The organism is Pedobacter sp. L105, from assembly GCF_009765875.1.
In the GTDB taxonomy this organism is placed as follows: Bacteria; Bacteroidota; Bacteroidia; order Sphingobacteriales; family Sphingobacteriaceae; genus Pedobacter.
The window spans coordinates 21,688-45,066 of sequence record NZ_LMUP01000017.1 but is presented as its reverse complement, the minus strand read 5'-3'; the positions used below and the strand labels follow the sequence as shown (position 1 = coordinate 45,066).

Annotated in this window: 17 protein-coding genes; 3 read left to right on the top strand and 14 right to left on the bottom strand. The window is 40.1% G+C overall.

Features of this window, described 5'->3' with window-relative positions; all coding sequences use genetic code 11:
* Nucleotides 1–3: 3 nt before the first annotated feature.
* The 5 genes from GSQ84_RS27555 to GSQ84_RS27535 form a co-directional block, all read right to left on the bottom strand.
* A complete protein-coding gene (locus GSQ84_RS27555; protein WP_158800614.1) occupies nt 4–315 on the bottom strand; it encodes a transposase in 312 nt (103 codons plus the stop codon).
* A 42-nt stretch (nt 316–357) separates the two neighbouring features.
* Nucleotides 358–600, bottom strand: coding sequence for a hypothetical protein (locus tag GSQ84_RS27550; protein ID WP_158800613.1), 243 nt, complete (start codon nt 598–600; stop codon nt 358–360).
* 464 nt (nt 601–1,064) lie between these two features.
* Nucleotides 1,065–1,775, bottom strand: coding sequence for a hypothetical protein (locus GSQ84_RS27545; protein ID WP_158800612.1), 711 nt, complete (start codon nt 1,773–1,775; stop codon nt 1,065–1,067).
* A gap of 26 nt (nt 1,776–1,801) precedes the next feature.
* Nucleotides 1,802–5,632 carry a DUF6443 domain-containing protein gene (locus tag GSQ84_RS27540; protein WP_158800611.1) on the bottom strand — a complete coding sequence of 1,277 codons (3,831 nt, stop codon included), beginning with the start codon at nt 5,630–5,632 and terminating at the stop codon, nt 1,802–1,804.
* 54 nt (nt 5,633–5,686) lie between these two features.
* The gene (locus tag GSQ84_RS27535) at nt 5,687–9,499 is read right to left on the bottom strand and encodes a PKD domain-containing protein (protein ID WP_158800610.1); all 3,813 of its coding nucleotides are present in this window, start codon (nt 9,497–9,499) and stop codon (nt 5,687–5,689) included.
* Between the two features lie 299 nt (nt 9,500–9,798).
* On the opposite strand from GSQ84_RS27535, the gene GSQ84_RS27530 reads away from it, so the two are divergent.
* Together GSQ84_RS27530 and GSQ84_RS27525 are read left to right on the top strand one after the other, a co-directional pair.
* On the top strand, nt 9,799–10,512 hold the full coding sequence (locus GSQ84_RS27530) for an SGNH/GDSL hydrolase family protein (protein WP_158800609.1): 714 nt from the start codon (nt 9,799–9,801) through the stop codon (nt 10,510–10,512).
* A 42-nt stretch (nt 10,513–10,554) separates the two neighbouring features.
* A complete protein-coding gene (locus GSQ84_RS27525) occupies nt 10,555–11,280 on the top strand; it encodes an SGNH/GDSL hydrolase family protein (RefSeq protein ID WP_158800608.1) in 726 nt (241 codons plus the stop codon).
* A 9-nt stretch (nt 11,281–11,289) separates the two neighbouring features.
* Here GSQ84_RS27525 and GSQ84_RS27520 read toward each other — a convergent pair whose 3' ends face one another.
* The 9 genes from GSQ84_RS27520 to miaB all read right to left on the bottom strand — a co-directional run bounded on the left by GSQ84_RS27520 (nt 11,290) and on the right by miaB (nt 21,384).
* A complete protein-coding gene (locus GSQ84_RS27520; protein WP_158800607.1) occupies nt 11,290–12,717 on the bottom strand; it encodes an L-serine ammonia-lyase in 1,428 nt (475 codons plus the stop codon).
* Between the two features lie 38 nt (nt 12,718–12,755).
* On the bottom strand, nt 12,756–13,412 hold the full coding sequence (locus GSQ84_RS27515) for an MgtC/SapB family protein (RefSeq protein ID WP_158800606.1): 657 nt from the start codon (nt 13,410–13,412) through the stop codon (nt 12,756–12,758).
* A 322-nt stretch (nt 13,413–13,734) separates the two neighbouring features.
* Nucleotides 13,735–15,375, bottom strand: a complete 1,641-nt coding sequence (groL, locus tag GSQ84_RS27510) for a chaperonin GroEL (protein ID WP_158800605.1) — start codon at nt 15,373–15,375, stop codon at nt 13,735–13,737.
* A 53-nt stretch (nt 15,376–15,428) separates the two neighbouring features.
* A complete protein-coding gene (gene groES / locus GSQ84_RS27505; protein WP_158800604.1) occupies nt 15,429–15,722 on the bottom strand; it encodes a co-chaperone GroES in 294 nt (97 codons plus the stop codon).
* 218 nt (nt 15,723–15,940) lie between these two features.
* Complete coding sequence (gene secG / locus GSQ84_RS27500) at nt 15,941–16,327, bottom strand: preprotein translocase subunit SecG (RefSeq protein WP_158800603.1); 387 nt, start codon at nt 16,325–16,327, stop codon at nt 15,941–15,943.
* A 14-nt stretch (nt 16,328–16,341) separates the two neighbouring features.
* Nucleotides 16,342–18,135, bottom strand: coding sequence for a hypothetical protein (locus GSQ84_RS27975; RefSeq protein WP_216849055.1), 1,794 nt, complete (start codon nt 18,133–18,135; stop codon nt 16,342–16,344).
* A 32-nt stretch (nt 18,136–18,167) separates the two neighbouring features.
* Nucleotides 18,168–18,677 (bottom strand): LptE family protein, encoded by a 510-nt coding sequence (locus GSQ84_RS27490; RefSeq protein WP_158800602.1) that lies wholly within the window; start codon nt 18,675–18,677, stop codon nt 18,168–18,170.
* A gap of 2 nt (nt 18,678–18,679) precedes the next feature.
* Nucleotides 18,680–19,912, bottom strand: coding sequence for a sigma-54-dependent Fis family transcriptional regulator (locus GSQ84_RS27485; protein ID WP_158800601.1), 1,233 nt, complete (start codon nt 19,910–19,912; stop codon nt 18,680–18,682).
* Nucleotides 19,913–19,950: 38 nt separating this feature from the next.
* The gene (gene miaB / locus GSQ84_RS27480; RefSeq protein WP_158800600.1) at nt 19,951–21,384 is read right to left on the bottom strand and encodes a tRNA (N6-isopentenyl adenosine(37)-C2)-methylthiotransferase MiaB; all 1,434 of its coding nucleotides are present in this window, start codon (nt 21,382–21,384) and stop codon (nt 19,951–19,953) included.
* Nucleotides 21,385–21,528: 144 nt separating this feature from the next.
* Here miaB and GSQ84_RS27475 point away from each other — a divergent pair, with 144 nt between their 5' ends.
* Nucleotides 21,529–23,334, top strand: a complete 1,806-nt coding sequence (locus GSQ84_RS27475) for a hypothetical protein (protein WP_158800599.1) — start codon at nt 21,529–21,531, stop codon at nt 23,332–23,334.
* Nucleotides 23,335–23,379: the final 45 nt, after the last annotated feature.

Genomic DNA, 23,379 nt, shown 5'->3' with positions numbered 1-23,379 from the left:
AGCCTATTTATGTTGTATTGGTAATTCCACAGATTGGGCGCCGTAGAACGATTTTAATATATCCCGCTCCATCTGCGTTTCACGCAATTCTTTTTTCAAATTAGCCAGTTCTTGCTCAGCTGCGCTGAGGATAACTTTCCCATTCCCAGGAAAACTGCTGCCTTGCTTGTTGCAGAATTCCTTCCGCCATCTATATAACAAAGTCACATTGATATCCAGTTCTTTCGCAAGGGCAATCAGATCTGTACGGGTGTTACTGAGTTCAACGCTCATCAGCTTGAACTCCTTCGGGTATGCTTTTCTCTCTCGTGACATAATTTCTGTTAAGATAAGTAATCCTCTTAACTCTGTGTCTACTCAAATATAGCATCTCCAAACCTCTATTTTATCATTAAAGTCCTCGTTGGGATATGAGATAAAATTTGGTTTACTGTTAATTATAGCCTTAGGTGTTTTTTTATCACCATATGTAACTTTCTCAATAGTTCCATTAAATTGATAGCTTTTTTCTATTTTATCTGATCTAATGTAAAGAGATAATAAAATAATAAAAAACAAGGATCCAATAGCCAAATATTTTATCATTTTCTTTTTATCCATATTGATTAATTTATAGGACAAGTATAACTTACTCCCCGGGTCCCTATATCCCAGTCCGTTCCTACACTTGTTCAAAGTCAGGTAGATTTGCGTGTTAGCATAGACAGAGCCCCAGCACCTACGCTAAAAAGGGCCTACGGCACCATTAAGATCCGCACCTCAACCAGTCAATGAATTAAGTTGTGTCTTTTCTACGTCCTAGGTACCACCCATTCATTAAACTAATTCCTACGCCAGCTTCCTCCCACACACGTTCAGAAAGACTTTGGCTCATATGAAATCCCACATCTTTACCACGTGTTAAGAGGTCAAAATTTTAACTATACATCGCACCGACATTAGGAACCAGTGTCGAAGATCCATGTGTTCCTACCAAATCAAGTACAATTAATTTTATTTGTCAAATAAGATTTGTTCGGAGGTTTGTCACAGGTCGGAGTATATCCTCAATATAATAAGACCTATTAGTCCAATTGTGTTATCTTATTGTAAAGCGCTTTTTCTTGCTTTCTTTTAACAATCTGCTGAACAAGTATGCTAAAACCAACTAATAATGACAAAACAGATGTGTTTGGCTGTTTAATAATGTGTATAATAACAGCAGCAATAATTAAAATGGATATACCATATAAGAGGGTTGTGCCTGATTTGGTTGTTAAATAACCGGGCGTTAAAACAATTTTTTTATCCAATTTATCGTTTTCATTATATTGCTTAACGAAAGAATAGAACAAGCTAAACACACTTTCTTCACTTGCAGCTTCATCAAATGTTTTATTATCTTTGAAATTCCACATCTGACTTGTCCCGTCGTTTAAATAAATGGTAAGCAGTGTATTCTTAGATGGAGAAAAGTATACTTTATACGACTCTATTTTATCCCATGAAAAATCTAATTCTTTTATCGTAATGTCGTTTGTAAGATGAGACGTCACAATTGAAAAATTTTCTTCATTTAACGTCAAAAAAGCACGTGTCGTAAATATTTTTTTTATTTTCTTTTCGAGAAGGAAAGGTAGAATAAATAAACATCCTATACCGATTGCACCTATTATCGGTGTATTTAGCTTAACGGCGGTTAGAATCAACAACAATATTAACAATATTAATGTCAAGAATAAATAGACAAAACCCTTTCGTGCGTTATAGATCAGAGTATTATAAGTTTTTTTCATTTGATTGTAAAGGTAGTTTTATTAAATTATTTATCACTAAAAGCACTATGTATATCGACAATTGCGGTAGCTCCGGTGATCCCTGCGCCTATTAGATCCCATGTTTCACCTACCCCAAAAAATTCAACAGTGACTCCGCCGGCGGCTAAACCTAAATTGACCCAGTCTTTGGCATGAGTACTTCTTATTCCACCATTGTGCCAATCTTTGATAATGTTATATCCGGCGGGTACTCCACCTGCAACAGCCCCCACTACCGTACCGCTTCTGGTAAGCATTTTTAATGCTTTGCTTCCATCTTCAGTTATAAGCTTGACAGCTGTAAATGGTACACTATGAAAATCAGCTGCTAAACCTATTGCATCGGCTGCTTTACTTAAGCTTTCTGGTATGTCACTAATATTATTAATTTCTTGATTATCGGATCCTAATCCAGTATTATGTGCGCTAATTTGTTTCTGAATGTCAGCATCAGCATTTAGATAAGATTGATAATTCCCGGAGATAACACTCACCTCGTTTAACGCATATGGGTCAATATTTGGGTCAATAACCTGCTTGCCCATCGCTGCATTAAATCGTGCTGCTGCTTCCTGATAACTTTTTGCTGATTGTGGTGAAATTCCCCATGTGTGGTCGAAACTCATCTCGCCTGCAGTCAATCCGAATTCTTCAATACCAGAAGAAAAGTTGGAAAATTCATCTGCACCCGGACCAGTTGCTGAACCACTACCGCCCCCGTTTGATGTAATATTTGCAATAGCTTCATTCACCTCCGCCCAGCTTGAAAAGATGTCGCCCATCGGATCATTCATCATGATAGGATTATTACCTGCATAATGGTAGCCACTTAAACTTTCCGAAGACTCAGCTTTGGGATCCGGGCTTATCCACCTGCCAATTGATGGGTCATAATTTCGGTAATATGTTTGGTAATAATCAGGTAGATTCCCATAATCATTTTGCCATTCAGAACCTCCATTGTATAGTTGTGTATTTGGCGTACTTGGTAAAGGCACAGGACTGTTAGGCATAATAAGCCCAAATCCATAATAACTGTTTTCCTGTTTTACAACAGCTACACCACTTCCATTGTCTTGAAAACTTAACCTGGCATTACCCTGCTGATCATTAATAATATATTCTGGCTTCAGTACCCCTCCTACATTTATAACACGCCCTTCGGGCATGGAAGCATGAGATAGTACGCCATTTACATATACAAAACCATCTATATAGTTAGTTGATGTTGACGCACCAGTAGAAAAATTATCGGTCCTTTTTTTAATAACTATACCTGTGGCGTCATAATCGTAAAATGTTGCTAGGCCAACATTAACATTAGCAGTATTAAAATTAGTATAAACGGAAATTGCAGATGGCTTATTTAGCTCGTTATAATTAAAAGCCATAGGCTTATATGGGTCTATTGTAAGGTTTCCGCTATTGTTGTCATAGGTATAATTGTTATTTAGACCTGTAAGATTTCTGAAGCCGGCTCCTGTATGGTTTGCGTCAGAACCATCACTTATGTTAATCAGCTGGTTGGGATTACTGGTGTTGTAATTGTAAACCAAATTGTCAATTTGCATAATACTGTTTGATCCTACAGTAGATGCATTTCTATTCAATGTTTTTATATTTCCGTTTTCATCGTAAGTAATGCCGCTTTCATCAAACCCGCCAATGTTGCTGTTAAAAGCAGTTGTACTCGTTGGGGCTCTTTCAGCATAAGCAGCACCAGTATAATGATTAAAATTATCGTAAGTGTATTTATAGCTACGCTCATAGCTAGATGTACCATTGGCATCTTTACTCATCCAGCTTACACCAGATACTTTTCCATTAAAATAAGCAGTATTCCCTATGTTGGCATCTTTTTGATCGTATAATAATTGCATACCAAAGAGGTCATTGCTATCGCTGTTAGTCACGTTGTTATCATTAGCCAGCTTGCTGTTATTCATGCTTAACAATTGTCCCCTAATATTATAGCGGTAATCTATGGCCTGAAGATAATTAGTTTCTACAGTGGCTGAAAATGTACTGCCACTAGCAGCGGTAAAGCCAGGGCTAAGTATAATGCTATTGGTTGCCACTACCGTCAATTGACCTCCGGGGGTTACGCTGTTAGTGCCATCTAATGTAACATTTGCTGGCAAGCTGTTACTGGTGTTTAGTTGTAGATCTTTTTTTACCATTTGGCCAAGCTCATTATACTCGTAAGCAGCGACTCTGATATTTGTACCATTATTATATTGCTGATCTATGGCTGTCGCCCTGTTTCTATTATCATAGGTGTATGAAGTTTCTATGCTGTTTGTGTTTGTCGCGCCACTTCCGGTAACTTTTACTACTTTAGAGACTAGAAGATTACCTGTAAAATCAAATGTACTTGTATTTGTGTCTGTTAGTACATCTGTTGTATTATTGAGAACGTTATTGCTGTTTTTTTGTATAAGATGATTATTTTTATCATAAAATTGTACCTTAAGTAACCAAAGTATTGGACTTGCAACTGATAAAGTACGTGTGCGTAACATAGTGGGCATCGAACGGGTTAAAGCGGTTGCAGTCGATTCACCGGTAATACCTGCTGATATATAATTATAATCTGCAGTCCCATCCTGATTTAGGTCATAATCATCATAATAGCTGTATGAAAGATCTTCGAGAGCTGTTCCATCATTGTTTGTAGTCGGGAAAACGGAATTTGTATAATATGGAGTTATACTTTTACGACTTTCGTACCAGTTACTATAAACAAGGGAGGATACATATGCTTGCATACCTGCTAAAGTGGTATGTGCAGGGGTGGCATCGGTATAAATACCTTGAGAGATTGCTCGTCCTTCTGCATCATATTTAATGTAATTCCATTGGTGAAGGTTACGTAAATTTCCATCTTGCAATAGTACAGGCCTGTTATATGGGTCATAAATAATATACGTAGATACTGCACCAGGCACAATCTTTTGAACCACTCTCCCCATGTTATCATAAATATAATGGAAAAGAAGAGGGCTTACAGTAGGCGAGGTAAGATTATAACCATTACTGATAGATTTAACTAAGGCCAAAGGCGGTACTACATAACTAATTATACCTGCGGCATTATATACATAATAAGTATCCAGATTTCCTGCATTACTGATCTGTCGTTTCAAAATTATATGCCCATTCATATCTTTAAACAGTTGTATTTCTTGTCCGTCTTCATCTGTTTCGTCCGTTACCGCCAATGTGTTAACAGCATAATTATTTTGGTAGCTTCCGTCAAGCCCCCATTTAATTACATTGTCTGCTGAAGAATTTGAGCGATAATTTACTGATTTGTAATGTTGTCCCGGCTGAAAACCATTACCTGTCATGCCTGATTGTAGTACACGCTGTAAAGGGCTGTTTTCAAAAACCTGCTGATTCCATGGACTGTTGTCATTAGCTACTTTATTAGGATTCGCAGTTGTACCATTTGTGTTATAATAATTACTCTGATCAGTTATTGCTGTTGACCTATAACTGCTATTCGCGTTTGAAGCATTATTGTCTACATAAGGAAGGTAATTGATTGCCTTTTGCCCCAGATTATTGTAGGCAATAATCTGAATAATATCCTTATTTAAATTAGCACTTCCCTGAACAGCAATGGTTTGAATTGGTCTGCCCAATCCATCAATATACTGACGTGTAGTCTCTATCTGATTAATTGGGAGACTATTAATCTGTGCGTCGGTAGTTACACCTGCCGTTTTAATAATGTCTTGCTGGATATAGCCTAATTCCTGGGATAATAATGTCTGGCTAAAAAAGAGTCCAAGCACGGTTAAAAATATTGCGAGATGTATTTTGCAATTCATATCTGGAGAGCTTATATTGTTTAATTTTATCTTTTAATTGAATTATTGACTAGTTTACTGGCAGCCTAAATTTTGAATGATAAAGTAGATTTGTGGAGTATTGGTAAGGTCTTTAGAAAAGGTATAATTACCAGCAGTGACGTAAGGTTGACATTGACCAATATTTCCATCGGTAAATTCTATTCCTGCATACCCAAATCCGTTATTCTCGAATGAATTGTACAATGGGCCAATCGCTTTAACGTTAATTGTATAATTGCCGGGAACAATGCTGACACCACTGGTTAATTGGGCTGTAGTAAATTGATAAACTACTGTTGTACCCTGCAAAAAAGATACTGATTCAATAATAGATAATGTTTTATTAGCGGCAACACCACCAATTTGTGTTGTGTTTATATAATTGATCGTTGTCGTAGTTGGCTTAACAGGATTAGATACAGTTATGGTTGATGTTTTAGTGACGGTTCCATAAACAGTTGAGCTTGCGGTAAGACTAACTGTGTAAGTTCCATTAGCTGCATAAGTGTGAGTTGCAAAGAAAGTGGAAACGGTAGGTGATCCATCTCCAAAGTTCCAGGTATAAGTTACATCCGATACGGCACATTGGATCGTAGGGTTAACTACATTAAAAGTGACAGGCGTATTAATAACTGTGGTAGTAGGACCTGAAATATTAAATATGGTACTAACGTCCTGAACATTATTACCAGATGTATATTGCTTTCTGAGTAAAATGTTTTTATCCTGATCATACATGTAGTGAAGTCTTCCAAGCTGATCATAAGTATAATATTTGCTTACACCATTAGTGTTTGTTTCAGCTGTCATGGTACGTGTGACCTGATCATAGGCATAGGTAGAAGCTCCGGCGACATCGGGGTAGGCCAGGACATCATCAATAACTACATTTTGGTTGCTGCTGGCAGTAATGGTAATGGCAGATGATGATATTCCGGTTAGAGGGATTTTAATCTCACAATATTGCCAGCCGGTTTTATTGCTGCTGGTAATACCGTAGCTTATCGTACGGGTGTTAGTTGTTGTTCCTCCATTAATTGATACCGTGAACTGACCGGCTGTTGCAGCATTAACCCAGATTGAAAATACATAATTTGTTGCGATAGCATTTTTATTAATGGTCTTTGATAATGTCTGGCCCGCGCTTAATGCCCATCCATATTGTCCGGAACGGCTTGTTGAGGTCGTTGACCCGCCGCTTGTGTTAAAGTTGAAATCAACCAGCCTGCTGTCAAAGTCGCTCGTCGCAATTTCATCAAATCTGGCATTTGAAAAAATTGCCGCAGTTTTGTAGAAGTTATGATCTGTGAGGATAGTCTGAATATTTTTGAAACCATTGTCCTTAGAAAGTAAGTTGCCCGAAAAATCATAGCCCAGATCATTTTCTGTTGTAAAATATCTTGGGTCATACACGAAATTACCATTGCTTATATCTGATATTGCAAAATCGGTCACGCCGTCAGCTGCTGTAAATTGCATCTTTGTTGCTGGTAAGACCATGTTGGTAGCATATACAGGCCAGCTATTGCTAAATTTAACTAATTCTGCAGATACAGTTCTTGCCTGTGAGCTACCAAAAGGTATAACTTGTGTATAGTGTTCTACAGGAATATTCATGTTTAATTGCTGCAAAGCCTTAATCGCTATCGAAGGTCCATCATTTGCGACCGTGGTGTTAAAATCTTTAGCATAAACAAAATTTGAAGTTTTGATGCTTCCATCGCTGTTCGTTGTTGATTCCTGTATTAATTTATGCTGCGTAGTATTATAAGTGTAATTGGTAATGGTTTGTCTGAATAGCGATGTAGAGGACAGGTCAAAAACTTTGCTGATTACCTGACTGGTCAGTGGACCTGCGTTTGTATTGATGTTGTATTTGCTATAACTTACACCATAGGCATTTACATCATATTTTAGCGCGGTAATATTAATAGGGGTGCCTGAATTTTGATAATTGTAGGTGGATTCACTAACTTCATTTTTATTGCCATCATAGTTCACGGTTTTTATAGGTAGTCCTCTTTCAAAATCGTAATTGGGATTAGGGGGGAAAGGGTACGTATTAGATGTGTTCGTTAGAAGTCCGGTGGTAGTCGTTGTTGTTGACCCGGTATTGATTATTGTAGGACTCCAGGGAAATGGGTCAGTTATAGCCGTATCCCATTTAGTTCCGGGTATGGCAAATTGATATAATGTGCTTCCGGCGCCAGGATGACTTTCAGTAACATATTGATAAAGGACAGTATGATCATCATCTGATAAATCAGATGATGAAGATATGGTCGAAAGCCGTAAGAGTTCCGCTGTAGAAACTTTCACTCCATAAGGTCTGATGAATGATAATACAGGTAAGGAAATAGGTTTACCAGACGTTATGCCAGATACGGGATCCAAGTAGCTATAATTTATACTGATGTTATTTGCTGTGTTGATGCCGTCATTATGTAGTATTTGCTTAATTCTAATGCCACTACCAGCTATGGTCCGGCTACTGTCGGGCGAGTAGTAATTGTTTGGTTCATATACAAGGTTAGTGTGTCCTCCGTCAGAGTAATTTATCTGTGATAAACTTCCTGCTGCCGAATTGCTGGCTAAATAGCCATAATTATCCACCGATGTGATATGATCTGCTGAATCGGGCAATGCACTTTTATTGGGGAATTCCGGGTTTTCCCCATTATAAGCAAATGAGTAATTGAAGGGAGAAGTACAGTCCCCATCAGTCACAACTCTTAAGAAACTCCTTGAAAAATCGCTTGGATTTAACGCAAACTCATCAACGTAAGTAAAACTAAAATTATGTCCAAAACCTTGAATAGAGTTGATGTAAGGCTTGCCGGAAGTTGTGCTTGTATTCCAGCTAAGAGAAAAAGCAGATGTATTAACCCCATCACTATAAGCGATGTTAGAAAGTAACTGAGGGGTTGTTCCGCCTGTAAAACTATATTGCAGAGAGTCTATTGTTGGTACTAATGCCTGTGGTGATGGTGGAATCGGAAAAGCTAAGATAATAGGTGTAACGGCGCCTTTTTTAGTCCCCTGGTTATAAGTCAGGCTAATTGTATTATTATAAGTGTCTTGTATTTTGCTAAGCTTCCACGTACTGGTGTAACTAATCCCGTTTAAGTATTGATTGTATGCTGTTTTAAAATACTTCAGGTTGGACACAGGAATTACAACCTTTTTTGTTGTTGTTTCGGTTGCTGAAAAAGTATAAACAATTCCCATGTCATTGGTGACCGTAAATGAAGTGATCTCTCCAAATGCAGGACCGTTGATAGTATTTGTTGTATAAGCTATTTTTATATCCTGATAAGGAATTGTTCTGAATGTAGAGTTTGAGCTATCATAAACTAATTGGAAATTTAGTCCTGGCGCATTGACGTAAAAAATATCTGGTTCTGTGTCCGTAAATCCATATTGATTGTTAATTACGGAGATATCAGCAGCAACATCAGTATAGGTGGTAATATTATTATCGTTTTTAAAAGAGAGATTGTTAATAGAACTGCCGCTAAGACCGTAAATCCATCCGTATATATTGTTCCCTGCCATGTCCTTTTCAACATCGTCTGGCAGACCATGAACCTGACGGGTTATTGAACCGCCTGCATTAAAGTTCCAGCCCATTCCTGCGGTCCCTTCGTCGTCAAGTACTCCAACTCCCTTAGCGCTGTAAGTTAGACTTATAGGTAAAGATACATGCGCCGCACTTAAGGTGTATAATGGAATGGTTACATTCGCTGTGCCTGTCGCGGGGTCAACATGTATAAGGTCTTGCTGGGCAAAACTTACTGATATAAAAAGGAAAAATAGGTTAATAACAAATAGTACTCGTTTATACATAAATGAGAGGTTAAATTAAGAGCGCGGACTCGATTGGTGTTTGAAAAAAAGTAATTAATTTGTTATTGTATAGTTCTTGAAATTTACTTTTTAAAAGTATGTCTATTATTTAAATAATAAAATAGAAACCATATGGCTAAATAGGTAATTAAGTAAAAACTAATATTAATTTAATTTCAAGTTCCTCCTTGGTGAGGTTAAATTCGTTTCCAGGGGGGTCTTAATCTTGTTTTAATAACAGCGTATCTAAATTATTACCTTTTAACATCTGAGAAATCACTTCTCTCGTAGGTCTTCCTATGAAATTAGCAGTTGGATTATTCCTGTTATTAACCATATTTGGATTGGAAAAAAATCCGGCAAACAGTATGACTACAATTGATACACTTCAGCATTCAGCCCCCGTTCAACTTACCTTTCTTGCATTGGGCGATTCTTATACCATTGGACATGACGTGCCAGAAGAACAGAATTTTCCGCACCAGTTAACGGCATTACTTAATGCTAACGGGCTTCATGTAACAGATCCAACCCTGATTGCAAAAACCGGATGGACTACAGATGAATTAATATCGGCTATTCAATCTGCAACTATAGCTCCTAAATATGACCTGGTTACTCTGCTGATCGGGGTGAATAACCAATACCGGGCCTATTCAATTGATACTTATCGTATAGAATTTAAAAAATTGTTAAAAACGGCTGTCAACTTTGCCGGTGGAAATAAGGCACATGTGTTTGTCTTGTCTATACCCGATTGGGGGGCTACTCCTTTTGGAGCAGAAAGCGGCAGGGGACCCGAAAATATTGGTAAAGAGATTGATGCTTATAATGCGATCAACAGGGAAGAAAGCCTGAAAGCGGGAGTTAAGTATACAGACATCACCCCTGGATCGAAGAAAGCTGTTAAAGATGTTTCGCTGGTGGCATCGGATGGTTTGCACCCTTCAGGTAAGATGTACAAAGAATGGGCTTCGCTGCTGGCGCCTGCTGTACTAAAAACTTATAAATAAGTATTGAACATCTGATCGTTGTTTTCCCCCGTAAATTTCATTATGAAGTTCATGCTTGCAGGTCTTGTTTTTATTTTTTGTATAGGATGCAAGAAAAGTCCGGTACAGGAGACCGTTAAAGTGGATACTGTTAATCCGAACCTGCCTTCAGGTCAGTTTACCTATCTTGCTTTGGGAGATTCTTACACGATTGGCGAAGCAGTAACCCAGGGTCAGAGTTTTCCTTATCAGCTTACTGCTGCTGCACTGGATAAACAGGGTTTAAATGTTCAGACCCCTACCATCATTGCACAAACAGGATGGACTACGGGAGATTTGCAGCAGGCTATTCAGCGTGCCGCCTTAACTTCTACCTATGATATCGTTACTTTACTCATTGGTGTGAATAATCAATATCAGGGAGCTTCCATTGCTACTTACCGCACTGAATTCAGCGCATTATTGCAAACGGCAATCAGCTTTGCCAGAGGAGATGTAACACATGTATTTGTGATCTCTATACCCGATTGGGGTGTTACACCTTTCGGTTTAACTAGCGGCAGAGGACAGCAAAATATCTCTATGGCAATAGATGCCTTTAATGCCGTTAATCAAGACGAAGCCCTAAAAGCCGGAGTTAATTATGTCAATATTACTGCAGAATCGAGAACAGCGGCTTCAAACCTGGCATTGGTAGCTTCGGACGGCCTCCATCCATCAGATAAAATGTACCAGGAATGGGTAAGCTTGATGTCGCCTTCGGTTGTTGGCGCTTTTCTGGTAAAATAAATCGCCAGTTTAACATTCAGGTAAGCTGATCGGAATATTCGTTGCCAGTCCGCCGTCAGATGTTTCTTTGTATTTGGAGTTCATGTCCAGAGCAGTTTCCCACATGGTATTAACCACAGCCCCTAAGCTTACTTTAGCTTTATCCGGATTGCTCTGTAAAGCCAGCTGGCTGGCGGTGATTGCTTTGATGGCACCCATGGTATTCCTTTCAATGCATGGAATTTGTACCAATCCCCCAATAGGGTCGCAGGTTAAGCCCAAATGATGTTCCATAGCTATTTCTGCAGCCATCATTACCTGGCGCTGTGAGCCCCCCAGGCATTCGGTTAGAGCAGCAGCAGCCATAGCTGAGGAAACTCCGATCTCTGCCTGACAGCCACCCATCGCTGCGGATATGGTAGCCCCTTTTTTGAAGATACAGCCTATTTCAGAAGCGCAGGCAATAAACTGAATAATCTTTTCTTCTGTAAAGCCATCACAGAAGGCAATGTAATATTGTAATACGGCAGGAATTACACCCGCGGCACCATTGGTCGGTGCGGTAACTACACGGCCAAAAGAAGCGTTTTCTTCATTTACCGCTAAGGCGAAGCAGCTTACCCAATCCAGTGTATAGTTAAAACTGTTTCCACCGGCCCTGATGGCTTCGATCCAGCTTTCATAATCCGTATACGATCTTCCGCCAATTAGTTTTTTATTTAAAGCTGCAGCCCTGCGACCTACATTTAATCCGCCAGGTAAAAAACCTCCTGAATGAGTACCCCTGAAAGTACATTCTTTCATCACTTTAAAGTGCTGCAGGATACGTTCCCTGGTTTCAGCTTCTGTGCGCCAGGCCAGTTCATTCTCCATAACCACTTCAGATACTTTTAATCCCGTGGTGAGGCACCAGTGCAGGAGATCACCTGCTTTTTCTATAGGGAAAGGCAATTCTACCTGTTCTTTTTCGCTGTCGTTTTCTCCGTCCTTTACCACAAAACCACCGCCTACGGAATAATAAGTTTCAGAAAAGGCTTCACCTGTGGTCAGAAAGGCCTGGAAGGTAACGGCGTTGGGATGGAAAGGCAGGCTTTCCTGGTATAAAAAGATCAGGTCTTCTGTATAGCTAAAAGTGATTTCGTGGGCGCCGCCTAAGAAAAGACGCTGCTCCGTTTTGATGATATCAATTGTCGGTGTAATTGCGTTTACGTCGAACGTTACCGGATCTGCACCCGACATACCCAATAAAATTGCAATGTCTGTACCGTGACCGATACCTGTTTTAGCCAGAGAACCGTACAGTAATATTTTTATTTGCTCTACCTCATAGAGCAGTTTGCTGTTCATCAGCGAAGCTGTAAATTGCTGGGCAGCTCTCCATGGGCCTAAAGTATGTGAACTTGAGGGGCCAATACCAATCTTAAAAATATCAAATACCGAGATCTGTTCTCTTTGCATGCTGCAAAGCTAAATAGTTTGAGGAGAATTAAGGGGGGCTAGAAATGAAATTCGAGTATTTTTTTATCCTGTAACATGCTGTTTACAAATTTATCGTGGTTCTGAGGACTACCTACAGCCATCCAAACGCCTTTGATACGGCCTTCAGTCATTTCCTGCGACCCACGGTGCAGTTTTAAACCTGAAGTTTTAATATACTGTTCGTATTCATCCAGGTTTTCATCCTCGTATTTCTTTACGATTTTGTATTCACGGGTGGTATTTTTACGCTCTATCAGCAACTCCAGGTAAGGAAAGAAAATCAGGGCCAGCAGTACAATGATGGTTACCCCTATGGCTTGTTCAAAATAACCTGAACCTACAGCCATACCAATCGCGGCAACAATCCAGATCACACAGGCGGTAGTTAGTCCTTTAACACGGTTCTCTTCTTTAAAGATTACACCTGCACCCAGAAAGCCAATTCCCGTGACGATATTGGATGCAATCCGGTCGGGGTTGCTGGGGCCGATTTTTATGGATAAGATAGTGAATAGGGTAGAACCCAGGCCAATCATGATCATGGTTTTTAACCCAGCCTGTTTAGCCCTTATTTCCCGTTCGGTGCCAATTAATCCGCACAGAAGGATGGCCAGCAAAAATTTAGTGGCCTCAATAGTGGTAATGAAATGGCTGCCTTCTATTAAATGTTCCATGCTGATCTAAAGGATAAATATAAGGAAAGAATTTCCTTCCGCTGAGGCATTTAACGAAAATCGTAACAATCCAATCCATTGAACCTACCACAACGTGAACTGTTCCTCAAGTATTTTTCATATCCTGCGCTTTAGACTGAAGCGCGGCTAATAATAACGTGTAAAAATCCCGGCATGGGAAGAGCGATACTTAAATTTTGGTATGTGTATGACACTTTCAAGCAGATGCCTGACAATGTGTTGAAATTTACCGTGTATAAAAAAACCCGTCCTTAAAAAGACGGGTTTTTTTATCAGCTGTTAATGTAACAGGAGAAATGATCTACATCATTCCACCCATGCCACCACCGCCCATAGGAGGCATACCAGCACCACCTGCATTATCATCAGGATCATCTGCTAATACAACTTCTGTTGTTAACAACATGGCTGCAATAGAAGCTGCGTTTTCAAGAGCTACACGACTAACTTTCGTTGGATCGATAACACCTGCACTAATTAAGTTTTCATAAACGTTAGTACGGGCATTGTAACCGAAATCACCTTTTCCTTCTTTAACTTTTTGAACAACGATAGAACCTTCAATACCTGCATTTTCGCAGATCTGACGTAATGGTTCTTCAACTGCACGTTTAACGATAGCGATACCTGTAGTTTCATCTTCGTTCTCACCTTTTAAGCCTTCTAAAGCTTCAATAGCACGAATGAAAGCAACACCACCACCAGCAACAATACCTTCTTCAACCGCAGCACGGGTTGCATGTAAAGCATCGTCAACACGGTCTTTTTTCTCTTTCATTTCTACTTCAGAAGCTGCACCTACATAAAGAACTGCAACACCGCCAGCTAATTTAGCTAAACGCTCTTGTAATTTTTCTTTATCGTAGTCAGATGTAGTAGTCTCGATTTGAGCTTTGATCTGGTTAACACGTGATTTAATATCTTCAGATTGACCAGCACCGTTGATCACAGTAGTATTGTCTTTATCAACAATGATCTTCTCAGCAGTACCTAAATAAGTAAGATCAGCATTTTCTAATTTATAACCTCTTTCTTCAGAAATTACAGTACCACCAGTTAAGATCGCTAAATCTTCCAGCATTGCTTTTCTGCGGTCACCAAAACCTGGAGCTTTAACAGCAACAACTTTCAGGGAACCACGGATTTTATTCACTACTAAAGTAGCTAAAGCTTCACCGTCAAGATCTTCAGCGATGATCAATAATGGTTTACCAGTTTGAACTTGTTTCTCTAAGATTGGCAATAATTCTTTCATATTGCTGATCTTTTTGTCATAGATCAAAATGTAAGGGTTTTCTAATTCCGCTTCCATTTTATCTGCATTGGTAACGAAGTATGGAGACAAATAACCACGGTCAAATTGCATACCTTCTACTGTTTTTACTTCAGTTTCAGTACCTTTTGCTTCTTCAACAGTAATTACACCATCTTTACCTACTTTAGCCATTGCTTCAGCGATTAGTGAACCGATCACTTCATCATTGTTTGCAGAGATAGACGCAACTTGTTTGATTTTTTTGTTGTCTTCACCAACAGTTTGCGACTGTGCTTTTAAGTTAGCAACAATTGCAGTAACTGCTTTGTCGATACCGCGTTTCAAATCCATTGGATTTGCACCAGCAGCAACGTTTTTAATACCAGCAGTAACAATTGCCTGTGCCAGTACAGTTGCAGTAGTTGTTCCATCACCTGCAATGTCTGCAGTTTTAGAAGCAACTTCTTTTACCATCTGTGCACCCATATTTTCAATTGGGTCTTTTAATTCAATTTCTTTTGCTACAGTTACACCATCTTTAGTGATTGCTGGTGAACCGAATTTTTTATCGATAATTACATTACGTCCTTTAGGACCTAAAGTTACTTTTACTGCATTAGCCAGGGTATCAACGCCTCTTTTCAGGGCGTCACGGGCTTCTACGTTATATTTTACTTGCTTTGCCATTTTAGAATGTTGTTTTTAAATATTTGGTGGGATTTGCCGGGTTATACCAGCGATTAAAGAACGGCGTAAAGATCAGTTTCACGCATGATAAGATACTCTTTACCTTCATAAGTAATTTCAGTACCGCCGTATTTGCCATATAAAACTACATCACCAACTTTAACACTCAATGGTACTAAGTTTCCTGTTACCTCGGCATATTTACCAGGGCCAACGGCTACTACTGTTCCTTGCTGAGGTTTTTCTTTAGCTGTATCCGGGATATAAATACCCGAAGCAGTTTTTTCTTCGGCAGGAGCAGCTTCAACAACTACTCTATCTGCAATGGGTTTAATGTTTAAAGCCATAACTTAATTATTGTTTTAATTTAACGGTTAATGTATGAATTGTACTAACACCACATACCCATCAGTTTTTATGCCAAGCACACATTGCTTGACAAATTTACCACAGGCTTGTCAGCTAATAGACTATGCCTGTGTTTTTTGTGTCAGACTGGCAGGGCACATAAAAAAGCCCGTCAGGATTAATCCTGACGGGCTGCGATATTTTAAGGGGCTTAAACCTATTTCTTGGTTGCGTCTTTCGTTGCTGCAGGGGCTGCTGAAGTAGCAGGTGTTGCAGTAGCCGGAGCCGCGGTAGTTGGAGCAATTCCGCCACCTATCGGAGAAGGTGCAGGAGTTTTATCCAGTTGTTCCTGGATTTTAGAATCTACAGCGCCTGCTGTGCTTCCGCCTGATTTTCCAACAGCTGTAATAGCCAGTGAAACTACCACGATTAAGGTTAACAATACCCAGGTGCCTTTTTCTAAAACATCTCCTGTACGTTGAACGCCGAACATGTTGCTGCCCGATCCGCCTGTTGCCAGACCGCCGCCTTTAGGATTTTGTATCAAAACAAACAGGCCTAATGCAACACAAATAATGATTAATACAATAATTAAAAAAAGCATAGTATGTTAAATGGTTAAATTTTCTTTTCTATAGATTGGATAAGGTCGGCAAAGTAACGGCTTTTTTCCGGAAACTTCAAACTTAATTTTTCATAAGTCTCTATCGCCTTGTCATAAAGCATTTGTTCGATATAAATATTGGCAAGGGTTTCAGACACCAGGTCGTTCTGGTCTTCTGCGCTTTTCTTGGCTTTATTTTCATTGTCGATCTGCTCTGCATTGGGTGGAGTGATCTGCGGATCATTCCTGATAAAACTTTCAATGATCTCGAAGTCCTTACTTGCAGGTTTTGCGGGACCTTCCGTAGTAGGCAGCAGCTCTTCATTTCCTGTCAGGTGGCTTTGTATATGAAAGATATGCTCTACGTACTGATGCTGCAATTCCGGGGAAGAGTTTTTTTTAGGCGTAGCATAAGGCTGAAAAATGCTTTGGTGTTCTTTGCGCGTTTTTGCCAGCCACCATAAAAAAGTATAGGGCAGTTTATCATCATGATAATTGCTGATCCTGTTTTTCTCTGCTACCGAGGCTGCTGCTTCTTCGTCGTGTTCTTCAATAAGAGGTACAGTAAACGGAGCTTTTTCTTCCGGAACTTTTGCTTCTTCAGTGCCCATACTTTGCTCAAACGCAAAGAAGTCGGCAGAAACGATGTTCTCGAGCATCAGGTCGTCTTCTGCGGTATGGCGGCGCTCTATATGGTTTTCCTGATGCTGTGGTTGTTTTGCTGCACCATCGGCCTGATCGTAATTTCTGAAAGGACGGTAATTGCTGATGTCAACTTCTGCAATTTCATCATATACTTCTTCTTCAGGTTCTTCCTGTTTCGTAACCGGTTCAGCATTTTCCCCGGTGATTTCCTGCTCATTCAGTTCAGGATGTGATTCAGGATTGTCTTCTGAGGCCCCTTGCTCATTCAGTTGAGGCAGTGATTCGTGATTTTCATGGGGAGCCTCCTGTTCATTCGATTCAGAGATTGGTTCATGATTTTCATTTAGAATCTCCTGTTCGTTCAACTCGGTAAGAGGTTCAGTACTTTCATCTGTTTCCGGTTTGTCCTGCAATTCAGCGGCATGTACCGGAACGAGTTCGTAAATTTCCTCGTATACTTCGTCTTCAGATTCTTCCTGTTCTGTAACCGGTTCGGCATTTCCCCCGATAAGCTCCTGCTTATTCAGTTCAGAGCTTGATTCATGCTTCTCATCAGAGGCCGCTTGTTCTTTTAGTTCAGAGATTGATTCATTATTTTCACCGGGAGCTTCCTGCTCATTCAGTTCAGAAGATGATTCATGATTTTCATTTAGAATCTCCTGTTCGTTCAGTTCAGAACTTAATTCAGGATTTTCATTTGAAATCTCTGGTTCGTTCAATGGTGCTATGAGTTCAGTAAATTCATCTGTTTCATGGCTGTCATGTACTTCATCCAGATGGTGCATAGGAATCACTTCAGAAATTTCTTCAAAAGTTTCCTGCTCATCAGCTTCGGGGGTTACTCTTGATACAGGTTCTTCTGTTGTTAATGAAGCTGCTGCTGTTAATTCAGGCTCAGTTGCCGGATATAGATCCGCAACTGTTTTTTTTGCTGTAAAAAGAAACTGGTGAAGAAGCTGTCCATTGGTATAAAGCGATGCTTTTGCCAGGCTATTACTATCTGCGGACTGCTGGTTGGCCTTAGCCAGCAGCAGGTGAAGCGGCTGGTAATAAGGATACTCCTGCAGCAATTCCTGTAACATTGGCGCATGGCTTGAAGATACCTTTGCAGGGTCTGCAAGCAGTTCTGCCAATTGTTGTTCTATATTTTTATCCAGCTCCACGTGGCTAAGTTAAGCATTGAAAATTGTTTTCCCTACCATTGTGCAAAAGCTCTGTTGAAAATATCTTCAGTAAGCTGAGCATTGATATTTGTAATTAACCCTGGCTGAACGGATTCAATGGTCTGGCTTCCCAGTACAAAATCCGCGGTTCTTTCAAATGACTCCTCGAAACTTTGTTTTGGAAGTAAATTATTAGTGTATTTAACGCTAACCCTGATAGTTAACCTGTTACCGCCGGCAGTCGGGTTATTTACATTCTGTAGGGCAATCACCTTATATTCAAAAGCCGTTATCCTTGACTCAAATATAGCATCCGCATTGTTTGGATCAATACTTAAACTGGTAGTATTACGGATACGGGTTTTTAATGCTTCTGTCAGGTCCTGCGCTAAAGTTGGTACTACTAAAGGCGCATTATTTTCAAAAAAGGCTACCTGAACACTTTTCATGCCTTTCGGAATAGAGGCGCCGTTCAGTTTTACAGAACAGGAATTGGTAAGGGCTATTAAAGGTAATAACAGCAGTAAATATATCTTCTTCATTACTAATTTAAGTTCAGTTCTTTAATTTTTCTGTATAAAGTACGCTCTGAAATCCCCAGTTCCTGTGCAGCAAATTTACGCTTGCCTTTGTGTTTCTTGAGTGCTTTTTTGATCAGGTCAGATTCTTTATCAATCAGGGAAAGTGATTCTTCTACTTCTTCCGCATCATGCGTATAATTATAATCTACCGGCGCATTCTGAGAAGGTTTTTTAATCGTCAGCATGGAATCGTTATTACTCGTCTGGTCTACCTCCTGGTAGAGCTGATTGATATAATGCGGGTTGTCTGCTACAATGTGTGAAGTATTACCTCCGCTCTGAATGATCTCTGCAACAAGTTTCTTCAGGTCCATCATGTCCTTCTTCATATCAAAAAGAACCTTATAAAGAATATCCCTTTCAGAAAAATCCTCTTTGTTATTGCCATTGATCGCCATTGGCAGGTTGCTGCCGCTCTCATTGGGAATATAGTTCAATAAAGCAGCCGGTGTAACATTACGATCTTTTTCCAGTACGCAAATCTGCTCGGCAATATTTTTCAATTGTCTTACGTTCCCCGGCCAGCTGTAATTGCTCAGCATTTGTATCGCCTCTGGTTCCAGCTGGATACCCGGACTGCGGTATTTATCGCTGAAATCAGCTGAGAATTTCCTGAACAACAGGTAAATATCTTCTTTTCTTTCATGCAGGGCAGGAATGCGTAACGGAACTGTATTTAAACGGTAATATAAATCTTCACGGAATTTTCCTGATTTTACCCTGTTGTATACGTCTACGTTTGTGGCCGCGACAATGCGCACATCTGTTTTTTGCACTTTAGAAGAACCTACGCGTAAATATTCGCCGCTTTCTAAAATACGTAATAACCGGGCCTGTGTACCCAGGGGTAACTCAGCTACCTCATCTAAAAAGATCGTTCCGCCATTGGCCACTTCAAAATAACCTTTACGCGCTTCATGAGCACCTGTAAAAGATCCTTTTTCGTGTCCGAATAACTCCGAATCTATTGTTCCTTCTGGTATCGCACCGCAGTTAACGGCTATAAAAGCACCGTGTTTACGGGTGCTCATCTGATGGATAATGTGAGAGAATACCTCTTTTCCGCTACCACTTTCCCCGGTAATCAATACCGACATATCTGTAGGCGACACCTGTCTCGCGATGTCTATAGCGCGGTTTAAAAGCGGGGACCCCCCTATAATTCCGAATCGGTTTTTAATATCCTGTACGTCCAAAATAATTGAATTTGTATGTATATTTTGTGTCTGTTTGTTTAATCTGTAATCCGGCCCAGTAAGGTAGCTGAAGTACAACGCTCAATAACCACATTTACATATTGTCCGGGCTTAACATTTTCAACTGCCGGAAATACGATCATGGCATTCTGGTCATTTCTTCCGCAAAGATCTTTGTCAGATTTTTTGGAGAATCCTTCTACCAGTATCCTAACTGTTTTACCTACTGAAGCCTGTAACCTGTTCATGGAAGAAACCTGCTGTTTCAGTAATATTTCCTGTAAACGGCGTTTTTTTACATCCTCAGGAATATCATCCGCCAGTTTTCTGGCAGCCATGGTACCTGGTCTTTCGGAATAGCTAAAGCAGAAGGCAAAGTCGTAACCTACATAATCCATCATGCTCAGCGTTTCCTGGTGCTCTTCTTCCGTTTCCGAACAGAAACCGGCAATCACATCTGTAGAAATTGCACAGTCAGGAATAATATTTCTGATGGCGTCAACCCTGTTGATGTACCATTCCCGTGTATAAGTACGGTTCATCAGGTCTAATACCCTGCTGCTGCCCGATTGTACCGGAAGGTGGATGTTATTGCAAATGTTATCGTGTTTTTTAATGGTATATAGAACTTCGTCGGTAATGTCTTTAGGATGTGAAGTAGAAAAACGGATACGCAGCTCAGGGCTTACCAGGGCTACCTGTTCCAGCAGCTGGGCAAAGTTCATCGTAATCTCTGCTGTATCTTCCGCATCTGCACTGCCTTTCCATTTGTAAGAATCTACATTCTGGCCTAGTAAGGTAATTTCTTTATAACCGCGTTCATGCAGGTCGCGCGCTTCAGCAAGAATGGAATGCGGATCGCGGCTTCTTTCACGTCCCCGTGTAAAAGGGACTACGCAGAAAGAGCACATGTTATCACAACCACGCATAATAGAAATAAAAGCAGTGATCCCATTGCCGTTTAAACGGACAGGGCTGATATCTGCATAGGTTTCTTCTCTTGATAATAAAACGTTAATTGCTTTCTGTCCTTCACCTACCTGTTCAATAAGCTGTGGCAGATCGCGGTAAGCATCCGGGCCAACCACCATGTCTACCAGTTTTTCTTCTTCCAGGAACTTGGATTTTAGACGTTCTGCCATGCAGCCCAAAACCCCAACAATCAACTTAGGGTTTTTGCGTTTTTCAATGCCGAATTGTGATAAACGATTACGTACACGCTGCTCTGCATTTTCCCGGATAGAGCAGGTATTGATAAATATCGCGTCTGCCTCCTGGTAGTTTCCTGTAGTCTCAAAACCCTGATCTAACAAGATAGAAGCAACTATTTCACTATCAGCAAAGTTCATCTGGCAACCATAACTTTCAATATATAGCTTCCTTGCATTGAGCGTTTTTGGTGCATCAATGATCAGGGCTTCACCCTGGCGCTCTTCATCGTGTATCTTATCCGTTAGCTGTAAATCGATCATAATTGGTAACATTATTACTTCTGCAAAAATACAAAATTTAATTTATAAATGACAAATTGGCAGAATTTAAAAATTCTTGTATCAAGTAATAAAAACATTGTAAGCGCCCTGTTTGTAGTACTTCCTATCTAAGCTCATCTACCCATGACACCTGGAAAAAGAAAAATCTGGCAATGGATTGCCCTTATTGTTATCGTGCTGATGGTGATCATAGCGGGTGTTTCCCTGTATTTTAATGCCAAATGGAAACCTTTATTAACTGCGAAGATCAAAGAAGTAGTTTACAAAGGCTCTAAACATTTATACACGCTCAGCTTCAAAGATATCCGGCTAAACCTAATCAGCGGCACCGTAACGGTAGACAGTATTTTACTTGCACCTGACACTGCAGTGTTTAATACCAATAGAAAAATCGGGATAGCACCTACCCATTTATTCCGGGTAAAACTGGCCAGGTTACGCTTACGCCATGTAAGTATACTTACCATTTATTTCCATAAAAAAATAGAAATGAATGATATCATTCTGGAAAGCCCATCGATCAATATGATCTACAATAAGGTTTCAGAAAAGCCGGATACAGCTAAAGATCAGCGCAGCCTGTACCAGCGGATATCAAAAACACTGAAATCAGTTCATATCAAAGGAATCAGAATTGAAGATGCAGATTTTAATTACGTGAGTGGTGCTACCGGATTGATTCTCAATACAGTGCAGCACCTAAACCTGCAGGTGAAGGATTTTTTACTGGATGCACATTCCGGAGATGATACTACCCGGTTTTATTATACCAAAGATGTTTCCTTTGATCTTGCCGGATACCATTCGCTGTCAAAAGATAAATTCTATACTACTAAGGTAGATTCCCTGAAAGGCTCGGCAAAGGGTGGATATATCCATTTAAAAGGCTTTAGAATGGTACCGATGTATCCCGAGCTTCAATTCAGCAGGAAACAGAAGACACAAAAAGACAGGTATGACCTCAGCTTTAAACAGGTAGATTTTAGCGGAGTGAATTTTATGAAGCTGAATACTGATGGCGTTTTGCATGCGGGGGCTTTAAAAATTAAACAGGCGGAGGCCAAAGTATTTATGAACAGGGAAATGCCCCCAGGGCACGGAGATAAATCAGGAAATTTCCCGCATATGGCGCTGAAGAGGTTACCCATAGAAACTACGATAGACACACTGGAGCTGCAGCACGTAAATGTGGCTTATACAGAATACAATCCCATTTCGCAGCAGAAAGGGGCTGTTCACATTGATCAGCTTAACGGCAGGATATCCAATGTGACAAACGATTCTCTTTCATTGGTGAAAAACCACCATGCCATAGCTGATCTGAGTGCTTTCCTGATTAAGGCCGCACACCTGAATATCAGGATAGATTTCGATCTTTTATCAGCTGACGCTGCATTTACTTTTAAGGGTAATATCGGGAAAGTGGATATGGTGAAACTCAATCCGCTGAGCGTTGCCCTCGGCCTGGTAAAAATTAAAAGCGGGGAGATCCAAAAAATGGATTTTGAAGTCAGTGCCAATGCGAAAGGATCTTCCGGACTGATGCACCTGTATTATGATCATCTTCAAGTGGAGCTGATGAAAGAAGGGGAAGATGGGAAGCCTGCTAAAAAGAAAGGGCTGTTGTCATTCCTGGCCAATGCGCTGATCATTAAAGATGCAAATCCCGTGCCCGGAAAGCCTTTAAGAGTAGGAAGAATCAGCTTTCAGCGACCTCCGGGAGCTTCTTTTTTTAATCTGTTATGGAAAAGTGTGTTTATTGGTATGCGCGAAACCGTGGGACTGGGAATTATTCCGATGAAGAGCCCTGAGGAAGGACGAAAGGCAGTGGTAAAGAAAATGGAAGAACGAAAGGAGAAAAATGAGCCCAGGAAACAGAGAAGGCAGGAAAGACGTGCGGAAAGAAAAGCTAAAAGAGAAAATAATTAGTTTTTTCCAGGTAGGAATATATGTATATTGGAATCGTAACACCTG